Raw genomic sequence first — 17,798 nt, forward strand, 5'->3', positions numbered from 1 at the left:
GTAAAAGGCGCGCGCCGCGGCGAGATCGTGGACGGGAAAGGCGAGATGGAACGGCCTGAGTGTCATGCCGCGATCATACACCTCCGGATGATTTTCGCTATCTCTTTGCGCATTTTCGGGCGGGAAACCGGCGCCGACTTCTCCTGAAATGCGATGGTCTGCCTTGCCGCCGGCCGCCACGTCCCGCATGACCCACGGCGATGTTGCTTACCCGACGCCCCGCCCTCACCGCGCTGCTGCTCGGCGCGCTGGCCGCCTGCGGTTTCGCGCCGCTCCAGCTCTGGCCGCTGACCCTCCTCTGCTTCGCCGGATGGATCGCGCTGGTATGGCGCGCGCCCAGCGTGCGCCGGGCGCTTTGGCTCGGCTGGGTCTTCGGGGTCGGGCATTTCACGATCAACGACAATTGGTTCCAGCACGCCTTTGATTTTCAGGACAAGATGCCCCCGGTGCTGGGCTATGTCGCGCCCTTCGCGCTGGCGCTGTACCTCGCGGTCTATCCCGCGATCGCGGCGGGGCTGTCGTGGTATCTGCCCGGCAAGCGGCCCAATGCGGGCTATGCGCTCGGCTTCGGCGCGGCGTGGATCGCGAGCGAGTGGCTGCGCAGCGTGATGTTCACCGGCTATGCCTGGGACCCGATCGGGGTGATCTGGGTGCCGGTGCAGCCGGTCGCCAGCCTCGCGGCGTGGATCGGCACCTACGCGCTGTCGGGGCTGACGGTGGCGCTGGCGGCAAGCCTGTTGCTGATAACGCGCCGCCCGCTGCCGCTAGCCGGAGCGGGCCTCGCGCTGGTCGCGCTGCTGGCGGCGCAAGCGCTGGGATATCGCGAACCCGCCGGGGAGTCGCCGGACGCCCCGCGCCTCGTCGTCGTCCAGCCCAATGTCTCGCAGGACCAGCGCGGCGAGAGCGACGGCGAATTGCTGCTGCGCAAGCTCTCCGCGCTGTCGGGCGTCCCGGGGACCGCGCCGCGGCTGGTGCTGTGGCCGGAGGGCGTGGTGCGCGATCTGATCGAGGACGGCTATCCGCCCTATATCTACAGCTATCAGCAGAACCCGCAGCAGATCCGGCGCCGTATGGCAGCGCTGCTCGGCCCGCGTGACGTGCTGCTCACCGGCGGCACCGCGCTGCAGTTCGACCGCGCCGGCAACATCACCACCGCGACCAATTCGGTATTCGCGGTCGACGCCGCAGCGCGAATCGACGGGCGCTACGACAAGGCGCATCTCGTCCCTTATGGCGAATATCTGCCGATGCCGTGGCTGCTCAAGCCGCTCGGCCTTGCGCGGCTGGTGCCGGGGGATATGGATTTCGCCCCCGGGCCGGGGCCGCGCAGCCTCGCCATCCCCGGCTTTGGCGAGATCGGGGTGCAGATCTGTTATGAGATCATCTTCTCCGGCCAGGTGATCAACCCCGCCCACCGCCCGCGCCTGCTGTTCAACCCGTCCAACGACGCGTGGTTCGGCAAGTGGGGGCCGCCGCAGCATCTGGCGCAAGCGCGGATGCGCGCGATCGAGGAAGGCCTGCCGATCGTCCGCGCGACGCCGACCGGGATTTCGGCGGTGATCGCCGCCGACGGGCGACTCGTCGCCACCGTGCCGCACGAAACCGCCGGTGCGATCGACGTGGCGATGCCCGCGCCGCTGCCCCCCACGCTCTTCTCGCGCATCGGTAATTGGGCCGCGCTGATCGTCGCCTTGCTGCTCGGCGCCACGGCGGTTGCCATTCGACGGCGCGCGCGTTAGGGCATATAAAGTTATCTTTATATCGTTAAGTTATCGGAGCGATCATGCGTCAGTCGTTCATTTTCACGAGCGAATCGGTCAGCGAAGGCCACCCGGACAAGGTTGCCGATCAGATTTCGGATTCGATCGTCGATCTGTTCCTCTCGAAAGACCCGGAGGCGCGCGTCGCGTGCGAAACGCTCACCACCACCAACAAGGTGGTGCTGGCGGGCGAGATCCGCGGCCGCGGGATCATGGACACCGACGGCAATTGGGCGCCCGGGATCGAGGCCGAGATCGAGCAGGCGGTGCGCGAGACGGTGAAGCGCATCGGCTATGAACAGTCGGGCTTCCACTGGCAGACGTTCGATTTCTCGAACAACCTCCACCCGCAATCGGCGCATATCGCGATGGGCGTCGACGAGAGCGGCAACAAGGACGAAGGCGCCGGCGACCAGGGCATCATGTTCGGTTACGCGACCGACGAGACCCCGGGCCTGATGCCCGCCACGCTCTATTACAGCCATAAGATCCTCGAGCGGATGGCCGCCGACCGCCATTCGGGCAAGGCGCCGTTCCTCGAGCCCGACGCCAAGAGCCAGGTCACGCTGCAATATGAGAACGAGCTGCCGGTGCGCGCCACCGCGCTGGTCGTTTCGACCCAGCATTCGGCCGATCTGTCGAACGAGGCCGGCCAGGCCAAGCTGCGCGATTACGTCAAGGGCGTGTTCGCCGAAATCCTGCCGCAGGGCTGGCTGCCGTCGGACGACAAGATCTACGTCAACCCGACCGGGCTGTTCGAGATCGGCGGGCCGGACGGCGACGCCGGGGTGACCGGGCGCAAGATCATCGTCGACACTTATGGCGGCGCGGCCCCGCACGGCGGCGGCGCGTTCAGCGGCAAGGACCCGACCAAGGTCGATCGCTCGGCGGCCTATGTCGCGCGCTATCTGGCGAAGAACGTCGTCGCGGCCGGCCTGGCGCGGCGCGTGACGATCCAGCTGTCCTATGCGATCGGCATCGCCGAGCCGCTGTCGGTCTATGTCGATACCCACGGCACCGGCACCGTGCCCGAGGCGAAGCTGGAGGAGGTGCTGCCCAAGCTCGTCCGCCTGACGCCGAAGGGCATCCGCGAGCATCTCAAGCTCAACGCGCCGATCTATTCGAAGACCGCCGCCTACGGCCATTTCGGCCGCGAGAGCGACGGCACCCACTTCACCTGGGAAGCGACCGATCTGGTCGACAAGCTCAAGGCGGCCGTCGCCGCCTGAGCGTTGTGGCCGGCGGCTAGAGCGACCCCGATATCCAGTAAACCACCGTCACCCCGGCCTTGAGCCGGGGGCCATCGGGAGGCAAGCGCTGGACAAGAGGCTCTAGCCGCCGCACTTCAGGCGCAATGGACCCCGGCTCAAGGCCGCGGTGACGGTCGAGCGGCCCGCCTTACGGCACCACCGCCGCCGTATAAGCCCCGAACGCCTCGCGCAGCACGTTGCGCCCGTCCTGCGTCACCTCGACCCCGCCGCCGGGATGATCGGGGCGCACTGAGACCATCACGCGATAGACGAAGCCGCGGTTGGTGAATTCATAGACACGCCGGCCGTTGCTTTGGTCGACCAGCCGCCCGCCGTCGATCGCCAGCGACGGGCGGTTGTCGTGCCCGCCCCACGGCTGGCTGGTCTCGGGCAAGGCGGTATCGAAGCTATAGGCGGTGTAGCGATAGCCGTTGCGCTCGGTCCGCACGATCTGGATCGAGCGCCGCGCCGTCACCGCCAGCACGCGGGTCTGCGCGGCGAAGCGGCAATTCGTCGTCTCGCGCCCCAAGGTGATCGCGGTGACCGCGGGGGTCGTCGCGCCGGGCTCGACCATCCCGGGGTTGATCGCATGGATGTTGCCGACCTCGCGCCCGACGAGGTTGAACAACGGGTAATAGATCTGCCCGGCCCCCGGATCGCCCGGCCCGAGCCGGACGGAGACGCGCTGCGCGCTCAGCCCCGGCTTGGCAAAGCTGATCAGATCCATCTGCCCGTTGCGTCCCGGCGCGCCCAGAACGAACACGCGATCGCGGTTGGTCGCGTCGCAGATGAGCGGCACGGCCGTCCAATGGCCGTCGCGCTTCACCAGCGAGATCGATTTTTCCGACGCCAGTTGGGCATCGCCCGCCATCGGGACCGCTGCGACGATCACCGCCAACGCCCAGGCCAAACGCATCACTTTCTCCCCTATCCTACACTTCCCGGCGGCGATTTAAGGAGCCGAGGATGAACGCGGCATTGCCCTCGCCCGCCCGCCCCTCTACGCGGCCTCGCCATGAATGATCCGACGACGATCCGCCGCCTTTACGGCCGGCGCCAAGGCCATGCGTTACGCGCCGGGCAGGCCGCTCTGGTGGAGGAACTGCTGCCGCGCGTCGCGGTGCCCGAGGGGGGCGCGCTCACCGCCGAGCGGCTGTTCGGCGACGATCGCCCGTTGCAGGTCGAGATCGGCTTCGGCGCGGGCGAGCATCTCGCCGGGCAGGCCGAGGCAGCGCCCGGCACCGGCTTCGTCGGCTGCGAACCCTTTCTCAACGGGGTGGTCGGCGCACTCGGCCATATCCGCGATCGCGCGCTGAGCAATGTGCGGGTGCATATGGGCGACGCGCTCGAGGTGATCGAGCGTCTGCCCGATGCCAGCCTCGATCGGGTCTATCTGCTCCACCCTGATCCCTGGCCCAAGGCGCGCCACGCCAAGCGGCGGATGGTCAACCACGGCCCGCTCGATCTGATCGCCGCCAAGCTCAAGCCGGGGCACGAATTCCGTCTCGGCACCGACGATCCGACCTATTGCCGCTGGGCGATGATGATCATGGGCCAGCGCCGCGATTTCGAATGGACCGCGCGCGGGCCCGAGGATTTTCTCAACCGCCCGGCCGACTGGCCGGAGACCCGCTACGAGCGCAAGGCGCGGCGGCAAGGGCATGAAGTCTGGTATTATATTTTCCGGCGGGTGTAGCCGGGATCATTGCATCGTCATTGTTGACTCAATCAACATCGTGAGGGAAGATCGCTTATGCTCGATCGACCTCAAGGCGATGTCGCCCTCCTCCGCGCGTTCAACCGGCTCTATACCAACCAGCTGGGGCTGCTCGACGCGCATCTCGACGGCAGCCGCTTCACGCTGAGCGAGGCGCGTATCCTGTACGAACTTGCCCACCGCGAGGACCCGACCGCCGCCGATATCGCGCGAACGCTGAACATGGACCGCGCGCAGATCAGCCGCACATTGAAGCGCTTCGCCGATCGCGGCCTGCTCGAAACCCGCGACGATCCGGGGCACGGCCGCCAGCAACTGCTCTCGCTGACCCCCACCGGGCGCGCCGCCTTCGCGGACCTCGACGTGCGAGCGCAAGAAGCGATCGGCGCGCTGCTCGATCGCGTCTCGGCGCGGCAGCGACAGCGGCTGATCGGGGCGGCGAGCGTGATGATGCAGGCGTTCGACGGCGGGGATGAGCCGGCGTCGGTCACGCTGCGCGGGCTGCGGCCCGGCGATCTCGGGCTCGTCGCCGCGCGCCAGATGATGCTCTATGCCGAGGAATATGGCTGGGATCAGGGATATGAAGCGCTGGTGTCACGCATCCTTGCCGATTTCCACGATCAGTTCGATCCCGCGCGTGACGCGGCGTGGATTGCCGATATCGACGGCGAGATGGCGGGATCGATCTTTCTCGTCCACGGCGACGATCCCGCGGTGGCCAAGCTTCGCCTGCTCTATGTCGAAAGCTTCGCGCGCGGTGCGGGTGTCGGCAGATTGCTGGTGGAGACCTGTATCGCCCACGCGCGGCGCCTGGGCTATCGGCGCCTGACCCTGTGGACCAACAGCGTGCTCGCCGCCGCGCGCCATATCTACGAGCGAGCCGGCTTCGTGCTCGTCGACGAGGCGCCGCATCATTCCTTCGGGCACGATCTGATCGGGCAGAACTGGTCGCTCGATCTCTGAACGCGCGGAACTCGCCTTTCGACCGCGATCGCGGCTAAACCGCGTCCGATATGCGATGCCGATCAGGGACTCGCATGAGCTGAGGCGCGAGGTGGCTATGGTCGCATCCCCGTTCGAATTCACCAGCCCGTCGGGATATCGGCTGGTCGGCCGGATCGAGCTCCCCGATGCGCCGGCGCGCGGCTGGGCCTTGTTCGCGCATTGCTTCACCTGCGGCAAGGACGGGCTCGCGGCGGTGCGAATCTCCCGCGCGCTGGCGCGGCGCGGGATCGGGACGTTACGGTTCGACTTCGCGGGCCTCGGCAAGAGCGGCGGGACATTCGGCGAGGCCGGGTTCGGCGCCGACGTCGCCGATCTGGCGGCCGCGGCGGAGGCAATGGCAGCGAGCGGCCGCCCGCCTACCCTTTTGATCGGTCACAGCCTCGGCGGCGCGGCCGCGCTCGCCGCGGCGGGCGATCTGGCGATGGTCAAGGCGGTCGCGACGATCGGCGCGCCGTTCGATATCACGCATGTGCTCGATCAGTTCGGCCCGGAGGGCGTGGCGGCGATCGAGCGCGACGGCGAGGCCGAAGTCAGCCTCTCCGGCCGACCATTCCGCGTGCGCCAGTCGTTCGTTGAGGATCTTCGCCACCACGATCAGGGCGCGCGGATCGCGGGGCTCAAGCGTCCGCTACTGATTCTCCACGCGCCGCGCGACGAAACCGTCGGCATCGACAATGCCTCGCAGATCTTCCTCGCCGCGCGGCATCCCAAGAGCTTCATCTCGCTCGACAGCGCCGATCACCTGCTGACCAACGCCCGGGACGTCGATTATGCCGCCGAGGTCATCGCGAGCTGGGCGTCGCGCTACCTGCCCCCCGTGCCCGAGACCCGCGACGCTGGCCAGGAGGGCGATGTCGTCGCGGAGGAGACCCGCGCCGGCAAATTCCAGGTTTCGATCCACGCCGGCGGCATCCGCTTCCTCGCCGACGAGCCGGTCGATGTCGGTGGATTGGGATCGGGGCCGACGCCTTATGATCTGGTCAGCGCCGGGCTCGCCGCCTGCACGACGATGACGCTCAGGATGTACGCCGATCAAAAGGGCTGGCCGGTCGCGCGCATCCGCACCGCCGTCGGCCATGTCCGGCAAGCATCGGCCACCCCGCCCGACGTCTTCACCCGCCGGATCGCGATCGAGGGCGAGATCGATGCGGAGCAACGCCGCCGCATGCTGGAGATCGCCGAGCGCTGCCCGGTCCACCGCGCGCTCGAACGCGGCTCCCAGATCGAGACCCAGCCGGGCGAACCGCCCGCCGCCTCCGATCCGGTCGAGGCACATGCCGCGGCGATGGCGGTCGCCGTCGAGAGCTGAAAGACGCGCCCGGCGCCCGCAACGGCGAGGGCGACTCGCGCGATCGGGAAGCCGAGCGCGCCAATACGGGTGCCGCAGATCGTTCGATTTACGCGACAAACGGTGATGGAGATTAACGGCCCGCGCTCGTCAATGAAACGGCGCAGCCCTAAAATCTCATCGTTGGCGCCGTATACCCACAGCAAGACGCCAACCGACAGCAAGTGGAAAGCTGCCGCGGGGAACGGGGGCTAGGTCATGCGTCAGTTGACTGAACTCGAATATCTTGATGCCCGACAGCGCAAATCTGCGGCGATGGCGCTTTCGACCGCCGATCCGTGCGTCGCGCGCGTCCACCGGGAATTCGCCGAACGTTATGCCGCCGAACTCAGGTCGCGCGGCGTGGTGATGCGGGACAGCGGGTTTCCGCGGCATATCGCGATCCATTGACCCGCGGCCCGCGGGCTCGACACCGCTTCGAACCCGGTCGTGCGACGCAATCCGCTTGCCCCGCGCCGCGAGCATTGCCATCGGCTCGGTAATGACTGCCAAGATCGACATGGGATTCGATGGAGCGGGCCGTGCGGTCGAGATTGACCTCGAAGAGCTGCTGGCCACGCGCCTGCTCGTCCAGGGCAATTCGGGGTCGGGCAAATCGCATCTGCTGCGCCGCCTGCTCGAAGGGAGCGCGGGGCTCGTCCAGCAGGTCGTCATCGATCCCGAGGGCGATTTCGTCTCGCTCGCCGATGCCTTCAACCATATCGCGGTGGATGCGGCGCACTACAGCCTGATCGAGATCGAGCGGCTCGCCGCACGGGCACGCGAGCACCGCGCGTCGGTCGTGCTCAACCTCGAAGGGCTGGAGGCCGACGATCAGCTGCGCTGCGCCGCCGCCTTCCTCGCGACACTGTTCGAGGCGCCGCGCGAGCAATGGTTTCCCATCCTCGTCGTGGTCGATGAAGCGCAGCTTTTCGCGCCGGCCGCGGCGGGCGAGGTCGGTGAGGAAGCGCGTCGCGCCTCCTTGGGGGCAATGACCAATTTGATGTGCCGCGGGCGCAAGCGCGGGCTCGCCGGGGTGATCGCCACCCAGCGGCTCGCCAAGCTCGCCAAGAATGTCGCGGCGGAGGCATCCAACTTCCTGATGGGGCGGACCTTCCTCGACATCGACATGGCCCGCGCGGCCGATCTGCTCGGGATGGAGCGCAAGCAGGCCGATCAGATCCGCGATCTGACGCGGGGCGAGTTCCTCGCGCTCGGCCCGGCGATCTCGCGCCGTCCGATCAGCGTCACGATCGGCAGCGTCGCCACCAGCGCGCGCAATGTCAGCCCCAAGCTGATGCCGCTCCCTACCGCCGATGCCGACGGATTGCGCGAACGGTTGTTCACCGTCGACGCACAGGAAACGCTGGCGCTGACCATGCCGGTGCCGCCGGTGCCGCCGATGGCGTCGCTGATGCAAAGCGCCGTCACGGCGCCCGCGCCGCTCGCGGTGCCGGACATGCCCGAACTCGACGAGGCGGAGCAGGCGGCGGTGCGCCGTGCGGTGCTGGCGGAGATGGCGCTGGAGGATGCGCGCGTCCCGCTGCCGCAATTATATCAGGATTATCAGGTGCGCTGCCGGATGCGCGGCGTCGCGGCGAACGAAACGCTCGACGGTTTCCGGCGGCAATTCGCGATAGCGCGGGCCGGCCTCGATCCCGACGAGGATTGGGACGATGTTCTCGCGCTGGGCGAGACCTTGCCCGAGGATATGCTGGCGCCCTTCCTCGGCGTGGCGCGCGCCGCGCGGGCGGAAGAGGAATGCCCGGACAACGAAGCGCTGGCGGTGCTCTACCAGACAGCGTCGCCGAGCCGGGCGCGGCGCATGCTCGAGTTCATCGAAGAGAAGGGGCTGATCGTGGTGCGGGTCGATCTGACCGGCAAACGCTCGATCAGCTTCCCGCATTTCGGCTGGACCACCCTGCCCGCGATCCCGGAGCAGCCCAAGCCGCATGTCGCGCGGCGGAGCAGCGGCCGGCGATGACGCTCGAACAACTTCGCATTTTCGTCGGTGTCGCCGAACGCCAGCATGTCACGCGCGCGGCGGAGGTGCTCAACGTCACTCAATCCGCGGCAAGCGCGGCGATCGCGGCGCTCGAGGCGCGCCACGGGGTCCGATTGTTCGATCGCGTCGGGCGGCGCATCGAACTGACCGACACCGGGCGCATGTTCCTCGACGAAGCCCGCGCGCTCCTCGCGCAGGCGGCGAGCGCCGAACTCGCGCTGGCGGAATATGCCGGGCTGAAACGCGGCGCGCTTCGGCTGATCGCCAGCCAGACGATCGCGGGCTATTGGCTCCCCGAACGGCTTGCGGCCTTCCACCGCCGCTATCCGCAGATCGAACTGACCGTCGCGATCGACAATACCGAAGGCGCGGCACGGATCGTGCTCGAAGGCGGCGCGGAGCTCGGCTTCATCGAAGGCAAGGTCGACGAACCCGCGCTGGCGCACGGCGAGGTCGGCACCGACCGGATGTTGCTGATCGGCGCGTCGCCGGTGGAGGCGGAAACGGTGAGCAACGACTGGTTGCGCGCGGCGCCGTGGATCATGCGCGAACGCGGTTCCGGCACGCGATCGACCTTCGAGGAGGCGATCCACGCCCGCGGGGTCGATCCGCGCACGCTCAATATCGTGCTGACCTTGCCCTCGAACGAAGCGGTGCTGGCGGCGGTGCGCGCCGGGGTCGGCTATGCCGCGCTGTCGCAGCTCGTCGTCGCGCCGGCACTTTCCGCGCGCGAACTGGCCGCGCTGCCGCTCGATCTTCCCGCACGGCCGTTCTTCGCGATCCGCCAGAAGGAGCGGTATCGCAGCAAGGCGGCCGAAGCGCTGCTTGAGATCATCCACGCCTATGAGGCGCCGTCCAACTGGGTAATCTGATCGGATCCTGCGATCGGTATGATCGCGATCCACGCGCGGTTACTCTGCCCCTGAGCCGGGGTTCCCCCGGAGGCAAGCGCCGGAGAAAAGGTTCCTGCCCCTGCCCTCGAGGCACGATGGATCCCGGCTCAAGACCGGGACGAAGCGGATGAAACAATAAAGTTTCTAGATTGAAACGATATGATTTGATCGTTGGATTCGATTAATTATCGGGTCCATCTGCCTCCCGAACAAGGAGGCATTTTCCGTGCTCGCGCAGCATCGTTCTCTCCAGGCGATCCGATCGGCCATTGCGCTGATCCCCGGTGTCGCGCTGTCCCTCGCGGTGACCTTCATCGCTTTCGTGCTGGAGCGCGGCGAACAGGCGCTGTTCGGCCGGGCCTGGCTTGAGGCGCTGGTGCTGGCGATCCTGCTCGGTACGGTCATCCGCACCAGTTGGGCGCCCGGTCGCCGCTGGTTCCCCGGTATTGCGTTCAGCGCGAAGTTTCTGCTCGAACTCGCGGTCGTGCTGCTCGGCGCTTCGGTGAGCGCGGCGACGATCCTTGCCGCCGGGCCGTGGCTGCTGCTCGGCATCGCGGGGGTGGTGATCCTCGCGATCGGCGCGAGCTACCTGCTCGGGCGCTGGCTGCGCCTCCCGATGCGAATGGCGTTGCTCGTGGCATGCGGTAATTCGATCTGCGGCAATTCCGCGATCGCCGCGGTCGCGCCGGTGATCGGCGCGGACGGCGAGGACGTCGCCGCTTCGATCGGGTTCACCGCGGTGCTCGGCGTGGTCGTCGTGCTGGCGCTGCCGCTGCTCGGCATCGCGCTGGGGCTCGACGGGGTGCAATATGGCGCGCTCGCCGGGCTTACCGTCTATGCGGTCCCTCAGGTGATCGCGGCAGCCGCGCCGATCGGGCCGACCGCGGTACAGATGGGCACGTTGGTCAAGCTCGTCCGCGTGCTGATGCTCGGGCCGGTCTGCCTGCTGCTCTCGTTGCTCGCGCTGCGGGAGGAGAATGCGGACGCGCGCCCTGCCCGCCCGCGGCTGCATCATCTGGTGCCGTGGTTCATCATCGGCTTTCTCATGCTGGTCGCGCTGCGCTCGCTCGATCTCGTCCCGCACGCCGCGCTCGCCCCGCTGGGGCATGCGGCGACGATGCTCACCGTCGTCTCGATGGCGGCGCTGGGGCTCGGCGTGGACGTGCGCACCGTGGCGTCGGCTGGCGGACGCGTCACCGCGACGGTGATCCTCTCGCTCCTCGTGCTCGGCGGGATCAGCCTCGCCTTCATCCACCTCCTGCACCTCGGCTGAGCGCAGCGGCTATTCCAGCGCGGCGATCTCCGGGCTCTTGAGGCATTCGTCGATCAGCGCTTCGTCGGGGCGCGTAGCCGGCGGTGCGTAAGGCGCGATCTCGGTCGGCACGCCCACCCCCGCCGGCGCGAACCGGGTCACATCGCCGCCGGTGCAGCGCAGCAGCGTCGCGAGCATCGCCGGCGGCGTTTCGCGCGCCTCGAAGCTCAGTCGATAAGTGCCCCAATGGATCGGGATGGCGTGCGCCGCGCCGAGCCGGTCGAAGATGCGGACCGCGTTGCCGGGGCCGATATGGCTGCCCGATTCCATCTGGCCGGGGACGAAGCGGAACGCGCCGATCGGGATCATCGCCAGCCGGATCGGGCCATAGCCCGCCGCCTCGACGGGCCATTTGCCGTCGCCCAGCCCGGTGTCCCCCGCGAAGAACAGATTGCCGCCCGACGGCAGCTTGACGACGAAGCTCGACCACAAGGCGCGATTGCGATCGGTGAACCAGCGGCTACCCCAATGGTGATTGCGGGTGACGATCACCTCGACACCTGGTCGGATCGTCACATGCTGCCCCCAATCGAGCGCTGTCGCCTTGGCGCCTGCCGCCGCGATCAGCGCATCATTGCCGAGCGAGGTGACGATCATCGGCCGATCGCGGTCCCACAGTTTCCTGAGCGTCGGCTGATCGAGATGATCATAGTGATTGTGGCTGATCAGCACGAGATCGATCTTCGGCAGATCCTCGAAACGCACCCCCGGCTCGGTCACCCGCTTCGGGCCGAACCACAAGGGGCCGGTGCGGTCGGACCAGATCGGGTCGGTGAGGATGTTGAGCCCCTGCGTCTGGAGCAGCATCGTCGCGTGCCCGACCCAGGTCGCGACCAGCCGATCGCCCTCGACGCGCGGCTCGGGCTTGCCCGGGGTCACCGGCACGCTCTTGGGCCACGCCGGGCGGCCGTCGCTCCCGGTCAGATAGCGCCAAAAGAACCCCGCGCGTCCGCCCGCGCCGGCCGGCAGGCGGAAGGTTTCCTCCTCCCCGCTGGGGTTGAAGAAGCGCTCGCCGTCGAAATGGTCGCTCCGCGGGCCGACATAATAGATCCGGTCGAGGAAGCGCGGGACGATCGTGACCGCAAGGCAGACCGCCGTGACGAGGAACAGGATCGTCGCGGCAATGATCTTCAGGATAAGCGCCAAGGAAAGGCCCCCGATAATAAACGTCGCCGTGAGATAGGCACGCTCTGGCGCATCCGCCAGCTATCGAAGCAATTCCTCGCGAATCTGGATCGCTCTCAGCGAGATGCGCACCTCGATCATGAACGAGACGAGCGCGGTGATCAGCAACACCATCGCCAGCACGAACGCCACCGCGACGAATTGCCCGATGCGCAGGTTCGCCAGCTCCGCGACGAACAGCATCGCCACCACCGTGCAGGTCATCACCGCCGAGGAGACCGCGAGATACAGCGCCCAGTTGATGATCGTGATGCGCCGGTCGAGCAGCCGCAATTCCCACACATGGCGATCGTGCTCGCGCCCGGTCGAGCGCGGATGCAGCGCCTCCAATGCCCGCGCGCGGTCGACGATCCGCGACAGCCGCCCCGCCAGAACGTTGAGCAACGCGCCGATCCCGGCGAGCATGAATACGGGGCCGAGCGAAAGCTGGATCGTCTGCGCGATCGTCGACACGTCTGGGGAATATTGCAGCACGGCCGAAATCCTGCCCGCGGCGTCCGATCGAGGCAAGCGGCAACGCGCTGGTAACCGCGCTTGCTTATGCCAGCGCATCCGATGACCAGACCGATGCCGCCCGATCAGTTCCGTCGCCTCGCCCGCACCCTGCGCGGCGAGATCGTCGACGGCCTGCCCGCCGCGATCGATCTGGTGGCGGAGGCAGCTGCGCCGACCCACCGTTTCCTGCGTTACCAATGGTATGCCGCCGCGCTCCGCGCTTATGGAGGGGCGGCGCGGACGCTGACGGTGAGCGCGGCGGAGGTCGCGATGCTTGCGCTGCCGATGATCGCGGTCGGCCCGGCTCGGCTGCGGCTCGCGACGGTGCCGGGCAGCTATTGGCCGTTCCGCGGCTTCCCGCTCGCCGTCGATGCCGGGGCCGAGGTGCTCGAACAAGCGCTCGACACGCTCGCCCGGGACGTCAACGCGCTGCGCATCGGCCCGGTCGCCGACGACGATCCGGCGGCGGCGGCGCTGTTTGCGGCGGCGCGTGCGCGTGGCTGGGGCGTGGCGATGCGGACGCTCGGGCAAGGCTGGCTGCTCGACATGGCGGCGTTGCAGGCGGAGGGCGCGTGGCCGCGCAGCTCGACCCTGCGCAAGAACCGCTATCACGAGAAGCAGCTCGCCGAACATGGCGCGCTCGACTGGCGCTTCCTGTCAAATCGCGACTGGCCCGCTGCCTTCGATGCGCTTGCGGCGATCGAGCAGGCGAGCTGGATCATGGCGCGCACCGACGGCAGCGACGCCAAGTTCACCGAGCGCGGGCACGGGCTGTTCTGGCGCACCGCGGCGGCCGATCCGGTGCTGGCGGGCATGATGCGCGCGGCATTGCTGAGCGTCGACGGCAGGCCCGCGGCTTTCTCGTTCGATCTCGATGCCGGCACGCTCAAATATGCCGTCGCCAATAGCTACGACCCCGCCTATGCCAAGCATTCTCCGGGAAAATTGCTCTATTATCGTAATCTTATCGACGCATCCTCGCGCGGCATCACAATTGTCGACTGGGGCATGGGGGATAGCGGCTACAAGCAGGTGATCGGTGCGGCGCCGGGGCCAATGCTGCGCGACTGGCTGCTGCTGCGCCCCGGCCTGCCCGCCCGGCTGGCGCCGTTGATCAGTCGCGTCTGGCGGGGCCGGTAAGGATCGCCTCGACCGCGTCGACCATCCCGTCCATCGCCGCCTGCCCGCTCCAATAATGATGGAAGCCGCTGTCGCTCGCGTCCTGCGCCGCTTCGCGCGCGGCGAGCAACGTGCGCAGCGCCAGCCCGGCATAGACGATGCGCTGCTTGACCAGCGCCTCGGGCTGATGCGCCAGCAGCCGGCGGACATGCGCGACATAGCGCAGATAGCCTTCGGAATGCTCGTGCACCGTCTCGTCGAACAATGCGCGCCGCTCGTTCTGCACGTTGATGAGGAAGCGGAAATAGGTCTCGTTCTCGCCGGTATCGCCGGGAATGTCGCTGTTGGGCATGACCATCGCGCGCACCACCGCGCGCAGGTCCGGCGGCCCGGCCGCCTCGGCTTCGTCCATCAGCGCGCGGCGACGCGCGTCGATCACGTCGGCGCCGTCGAGCAGCAATTCGCGCAGCAGATCGTCCTTGCTGCCGAAATAATAATGTACCGCCGCCGCGTTGCGCTGCCCGGCCGCGTCGACGATCTCGCGCATCCCGACCGCCGCGATCCCGCGCTCGGCGAACAGGCGGCGGGCGGCACGCTTCAACTCGTTGCGCGTCGCGCTGCCGCGACCGAGGGGGAGGGATTTGGTCGCGCTCATCCGGCGCAGCATCGGCGAAGCGGCGCGTGGGGGCAAGCTTCTCCGCACACCCGCCGTCCGCCCGGCTCAAGGCCCGGTAATTTCGCGCGCGCTTTGGCGATACGATCTGTATGGGAAGGCGATGTTCGATCTCACCGCCTATCTCGCCCGCCTCGATCTCCCCGAAGCCCCCGCCGCCGATGTCGAAGGGCTCGCCGCGTTGCAGCGCGCGCACCGCCTCGCGATCCCGTTCGAGAATCTCGATGTGAAGCTCGGGCGCGGGGTGGCGATCGATTCCGCCTCGGTGTTCGACAAGCTCGTGACGCGGCGGCGCGGCGGTTATTGCTTCGAACAGAACCGCTTGCTGCTCGATGCGCTCGCCGCGATCGGCTTCACCGCGCGGCCGTTGCTCGCCCGCGTCTGGCTGGGAATGACCGAGCCGCAGCCCCTCACCCACACCTTGTCGCTGGTCACAATCGACGGCAGGGAGTGGATCGCCGACGCCGGCTTCGGCGGCAGCTACGCCCCGATCCTCCCGCTGGAGGACGGCGCCGAAGCCGAAGCGCCCGACGGCTCGCGCCATCGGCTCGAACGGCACGACGATTACGGCTGGATGCTGCTGCGCGCCGGCGTCCCCGTGTCCACGACGACGAGCGCCGACCAACTGGGCTGGCAACAGCAATATAGTTTCGACCTGCGCACGGTGTACGACGCCGATCTGGCGGCGGGCAATTGGTGGACATCCACCGCGCCGGAGAGCCGCTTCACCCAGCTTGTCATCGCCTCGATCGTGCTGCCGTTCGGTTTCGCCACGCTGGTCGACCGCAATTATCGCCGCCATTCGAGCGAAGGCACGACCAGCGGCGAGATCACCGATCCGCGCGTCTATCGCATCCGCATGAGCCTGATGTTCGGGATCGACCTCACCGTTGAAGAGATTGCCGAACTCGCTCTGTTCTAATCGAAACGCCGGGTCCATATAGGGAACATGGCGATCCAGATCCGCACCAGCCTCGCCGAGCCCGAAACCGGCGAGGCCTTCGTTCCCCATCGTCCGCAGCGCCCGGAAAAGGCCGAGGGCGGGCGGCCATTCAAGCTGGTCAGCGAGTACGAACCATCGGGCGATCAGCCGACCGCGATCGCCGAGATCGTCGAGGCGGCGCGCGCCGGGGAGCGCGATCAGGTGCTGCTCGGGGTGACCGGCTCGGGCAAGACCTTCACGATGGCCAAGGTGATCGAGCAGTTGCAGCGCCCGGCGCTGGTGCTCGCGCCCAACAAGATCCTCGCGGCGCAGCTCTACGGCGAGTTCAAGAGCTTCTTCCCCGAGAATGCGGTCGAATATTTCGTCAGCTATTACGATTATTACCAGCCCGAGGCCTATGTGCCGCGCTCCGACACCTATATCGAGAAGGAGTCGAGCGTGAACGAGGCGATCGACCGGATGCGCCACTCCGCGACGCGCTCGCTGCTCGAGCGCGACGACGTGCTGATCGTCGCCTCGGTCTCATGCCTGTACGGCATCGGGTCGGTCGAAACCTATTCGGCGATGATCTTCGATCTCAAGAAGGGCCAGACGGTCGACCAGCGCGAGATCGTGCCCAAGCTCGTCGCGCTGCAGTACAAGCGCAACGACGCCGCCTTTGCGCGCGGCAATTTCCGCGTGAAGGGCGACAATCTCGAGGTCTTCCCGTCGCACTATGAGGATAGCGCCTGGCGCATCTCCTTCTTCGGCGACGATATCGAGGAGATCGTCGAATTCGATCCGCTGACGGGCAAGAAGGTGGCGAGCCTCGATCATGTCCGCGTCTACGCCAATTCGCACTATGTGACCCCGGGGCCGACGCTCAAACAGGCGACCGAGGCGATCAAGCATGAGCTGGCCGAACGGCTCAAGGAACTGACCGGCGAGGGCCGGCTGCTCGAGGCGCAGCGGCTCGAACAGCGCACCAATTTCGATCTGGAGATGATCGCGGCGACCGGCAGCTGCGCGGGGATCGAGAATTATTCGCGCTTCCTCACCGGGCGCCTGCCCGGCGAGCCGCCCCCCACCCTGTTCGAATATCTCCCGGAAAACGCGCTGCTGTTCGTCGACGAGAGCCACCAGACGGTGCCGCAGGTCGGCGCGATGGCGCGCGGCGACCACCGGCGCAAGATCACGCTCGCCGAATATGGCTTCCGCCTCCCCTCCTGCATCGACAACCGCCCGCTGCGCTTCAACGAATGGGATGCGATGCGCCCGCAGACGGTGTGCGTCTCCGCCACCCCCGGCAGCTGGGAGATAGAGCAGACCGGCGGGGTCTTCTCGGAGCAGGTGATCCGCCCGACCGGGCTGATCGACCCGCCGGTCGAGATCCGCCCGGTCGAGGAACAGGTGCAGGATTGCATCGTCGAATGCCGCAAGACCGCCGAGAAGGGCTATCGCACGCTCGTCACCACGCTGACCAAGCGGATGGCGGAGGACCTCACCGAATATATGCACGAGGCGGGGGTCAAGGTCCGCTACATGCATTCCGACGTCGAGACGCTGGAGCGGATCGAGTTGATCCGCGACCTGCGGCTCGGGGTCTATGACGTGCTGGTCGGGATCAACCTGCTGCGCGAGGGGCTCGATATCCCCGAATGCGGGCTGGTGTGCATCATGGACGCCGACAAGGAAGGCTTCCTGCGTTCCGAGACCTCGTTGATCCAGACGATCGGGCGCGCCGCGCGCAACGTCGACGGGCGGGTGATCCTCTATGCCGATCGCATCACCGGATCGATGGAGCGCGCGATGCACGAGACCGCGCGGCGCCGCGAGAAGCAGGAGGAATATAACCGCCTGCACGGCATCACCCCGGCGACGGGGCGCAAGAATATCGGCGACATCATCGCGCATGTCGCCTCGAAGGATCAGGTGACGGTCGAGATCGACGAGGATCTGCCGCACATGGTCGGCCACAATCTGCGCGCTTATATCGAGGAGCTCGAAAAGCAGATGCGCAAGGCCGCCGCCGACCTCGAATTCGAGGAAGCGGGGCGGCTGCGCGACGAAATCCGCGCGCTGGAGCAGCAGGAACTCGGGCTGCCGCCGGACCAGCACAAGGCGCCGGTCATGGG

General features: G+C 67.6%; 16 protein-coding genes and 1 pseudogene. 12 read left to right on the top strand and 5 right to left on the bottom strand.

From position 1 onward, the window contains the following. Positions 1–180: pseudogene (locus BGN95_RS11160) on the bottom strand (hypothetical protein); the annotation flags it as partial. 20 nt (positions 181–200) lie between these two features. Here BGN95_RS11160 and lnt point away from each other — a divergent pair. Both lnt and metK read left to right on the top strand, forming a co-directional pair. Further along, positions 201–1,739 carry an apolipoprotein N-acyltransferase gene (gene lnt / locus BGN95_RS11165; RefSeq protein WP_286772631.1) on the top strand — a complete coding sequence of 513 codons (1,539 nt, stop codon included), beginning with the start codon at positions 201–203 and terminating at the stop codon, positions 1,737–1,739. 44 nt (positions 1,740–1,783) lie between these two features. Then, positions 1,784–2,989, top strand: coding sequence for a methionine adenosyltransferase (gene metK, locus BGN95_RS11170; protein WP_179511566.1), 1,206 nt, complete (start codon positions 1,784–1,786; stop codon positions 2,987–2,989). 169 nt (positions 2,990–3,158) lie between these two features. On the opposite strand, the gene BGN95_RS11175 is transcribed toward metK, so the two are convergent. Then, positions 3,159–3,926: a hypothetical protein gene (locus tag BGN95_RS11175; RefSeq protein WP_179511565.1), complete on the bottom strand. Its 768-nt coding sequence runs from the start codon at positions 3,924–3,926 to the stop codon at positions 3,159–3,161. A gap of 99 nt (positions 3,927–4,025) precedes the next feature. Between BGN95_RS11175 and trmB the strand changes: the two genes are divergently transcribed. From trmB to BGN95_RS11210, 7 genes are all read left to right on the top strand, one after another. Then, positions 4,026–4,706, top strand: coding sequence for a tRNA (guanine(46)-N(7))-methyltransferase TrmB (gene trmB, locus BGN95_RS11180; protein ID WP_265269258.1), 681 nt, complete (start codon positions 4,026–4,028; stop codon positions 4,704–4,706). Between the two features lie 57 nt (positions 4,707–4,763). After that, positions 4,764–5,690, top strand: a complete 927-nt coding sequence (locus tag BGN95_RS11185; RefSeq protein WP_265269257.1) for a bifunctional helix-turn-helix transcriptional regulator/GNAT family N-acetyltransferase — start codon at positions 4,764–4,766, stop codon at positions 5,688–5,690. Positions 5,691–5,787: 97 nt separating this feature from the next. Beyond that, positions 5,788–7,041 (top strand): bifunctional alpha/beta hydrolase/OsmC family protein, encoded by a 1,254-nt coding sequence (locus BGN95_RS11190; RefSeq protein ID WP_286772632.1) that lies wholly within the window; start codon positions 5,788–5,790, stop codon positions 7,039–7,041. 237 nt (positions 7,042–7,278) lie between these two features. Further along, positions 7,279–7,470, top strand: a complete 192-nt coding sequence (locus BGN95_RS11195; protein WP_265269255.1) for a hypothetical protein — start codon at positions 7,279–7,281, stop codon at positions 7,468–7,470. Positions 7,471–7,561: 91 nt separating this feature from the next. Further along, the gene (locus BGN95_RS11200; RefSeq protein WP_286772633.1) at positions 7,562–9,043 is read left to right on the top strand and encodes a helicase HerA domain-containing protein; all 1,482 of its coding nucleotides are present in this window, start codon (positions 7,562–7,564) and stop codon (positions 9,041–9,043) included. Then, the gene (locus BGN95_RS11205) at positions 9,040–9,936 is read left to right on the top strand and encodes a LysR family transcriptional regulator (protein ID WP_286772634.1); all 897 of its coding nucleotides are present in this window, start codon (positions 9,040–9,042) and stop codon (positions 9,934–9,936) included. Before BGN95_RS11200 ends, BGN95_RS11205 begins: the two co-directional genes overlap by 4 nt. A gap of 247 nt (positions 9,937–10,183) precedes the next feature. Further along, positions 10,184–11,230 (top strand): YeiH family protein, encoded by a 1,047-nt coding sequence (locus BGN95_RS11210; protein ID WP_286772635.1) that lies wholly within the window; start codon positions 10,184–10,186, stop codon positions 11,228–11,230. 9 nt (positions 11,231–11,239) lie between these two features. On the opposite strand, the gene BGN95_RS11215 is transcribed toward BGN95_RS11210, so the two are convergent. Further along, positions 11,240–12,406: an MBL fold metallo-hydrolase gene (locus tag BGN95_RS11215; RefSeq protein WP_502688286.1), complete on the bottom strand. Its 1,167-nt coding sequence runs from the start codon at positions 12,404–12,406 to the stop codon at positions 11,240–11,242. A gap of 69 nt (positions 12,407–12,475) precedes the next feature. After that, entirely contained in the window at positions 12,476–12,928 is a 453-nt protein-coding gene (locus BGN95_RS11220) for a DUF2721 domain-containing protein (protein WP_432423390.1), read from the bottom strand. Between the two features lie 81 nt (positions 12,929–13,009). Between BGN95_RS11220 and BGN95_RS11225 the strand changes: the two genes are divergently transcribed. Further along, positions 13,010–14,089, top strand: coding sequence for a GNAT family N-acetyltransferase (locus tag BGN95_RS11225; protein ID WP_286772637.1), 1,080 nt, complete (start codon positions 13,010–13,012; stop codon positions 14,087–14,089). Here the strand turns inward: BGN95_RS11225 and BGN95_RS11230 are convergent. Next, entirely contained in the window at positions 14,064–14,723 is a 660-nt protein-coding gene (locus BGN95_RS11230; RefSeq protein WP_265269249.1) for a TetR family transcriptional regulator, read from the bottom strand. The genes BGN95_RS11225 and BGN95_RS11230 overlap by 26 nt on opposite strands. Positions 14,724–14,844: 121 nt before the next feature. Between BGN95_RS11230 and BGN95_RS11235 the strand changes: the two genes are divergently transcribed. Together BGN95_RS11235 and uvrB are read left to right on the top strand one after the other, a co-directional pair. Next, a complete protein-coding gene (locus BGN95_RS11235) occupies positions 14,845–15,663 on the top strand; it encodes an arylamine N-acetyltransferase family protein (protein ID WP_265312017.1) in 819 nt (272 codons plus the stop codon). Positions 15,664–15,690: 27 nt separating this feature from the next. Then, a partial coding sequence (gene uvrB / locus BGN95_RS11240) for an excinuclease ABC subunit UvrB (RefSeq protein ID WP_286772638.1) occupies positions 15,691–17,798 on the top strand: 2,108 nt, incomplete at its 3' end.

This window comes from Sphingomonas sp. 66-10, from assembly GCF_001897045.1.
In the GTDB taxonomy this organism is placed as follows: domain Bacteria; phylum Pseudomonadota; class Alphaproteobacteria; order Sphingomonadales; family Sphingomonadaceae; genus Sphingomonas; species Sphingomonas lycopersici.

Coding starts and splice junctions, on each gene's coding strand:
- lnt (WP_286772631.1), top strand. CDS start 201: ATGTTGCTTACCCGACGCCCCGCCCTCACCGCGCTGCTGCTCGGCGCG.
- metK (WP_179511566.1), top strand. CDS start 1,784: ATGCGTCAGTCGTTCATTTTCACGAGCGAATCGGTCAGCGAAGGCCAC.
- BGN95_RS11175 (WP_179511565.1), bottom strand. CDS start 3,926: ATGCGTTTGGCCTGGGCGTTGGCGGTGATCGTCGCAGCGGTCCCGATG.
- trmB (WP_265269258.1), top strand. CDS start 4,026: ATGAATGATCCGACGACGATCCGCCGCCTTTACGGCCGGCGCCAAGGC.
- BGN95_RS11185 (WP_265269257.1), top strand. CDS start 4,764: ATGCTCGATCGACCTCAAGGCGATGTCGCCCTCCTCCGCGCGTTCAAC.
- BGN95_RS11190 (WP_286772632.1), top strand. CDS start 5,788: ATGGTCGCATCCCCGTTCGAATTCACCAGCCCGTCGGGATATCGGCTG.
- BGN95_RS11195 (WP_265269255.1), top strand. CDS start 7,279: ATGCGTCAGTTGACTGAACTCGAATATCTTGATGCCCGACAGCGCAAA.
- BGN95_RS11200 (WP_286772633.1), top strand. CDS start 7,562: ATGACTGCCAAGATCGACATGGGATTCGATGGAGCGGGCCGTGCGGTC.
- BGN95_RS11205 (WP_286772634.1), top strand. CDS start 9,040: ATGACGCTCGAACAACTTCGCATTTTCGTCGGTGTCGCCGAACGCCAG.
- BGN95_RS11225 (WP_286772637.1), top strand. CDS start 13,010: ATGACCAGACCGATGCCGCCCGATCAGTTCCGTCGCCTCGCCCGCACC.
- BGN95_RS11230 (WP_265269249.1), bottom strand. CDS start 14,723: ATGAGCGCGACCAAATCCCTCCCCCTCGGTCGCGGCAGCGCGACGCGC.
- BGN95_RS11235 (WP_265312017.1), top strand. CDS start 14,845: ATGTTCGATCTCACCGCCTATCTCGCCCGCCTCGATCTCCCCGAAGCC.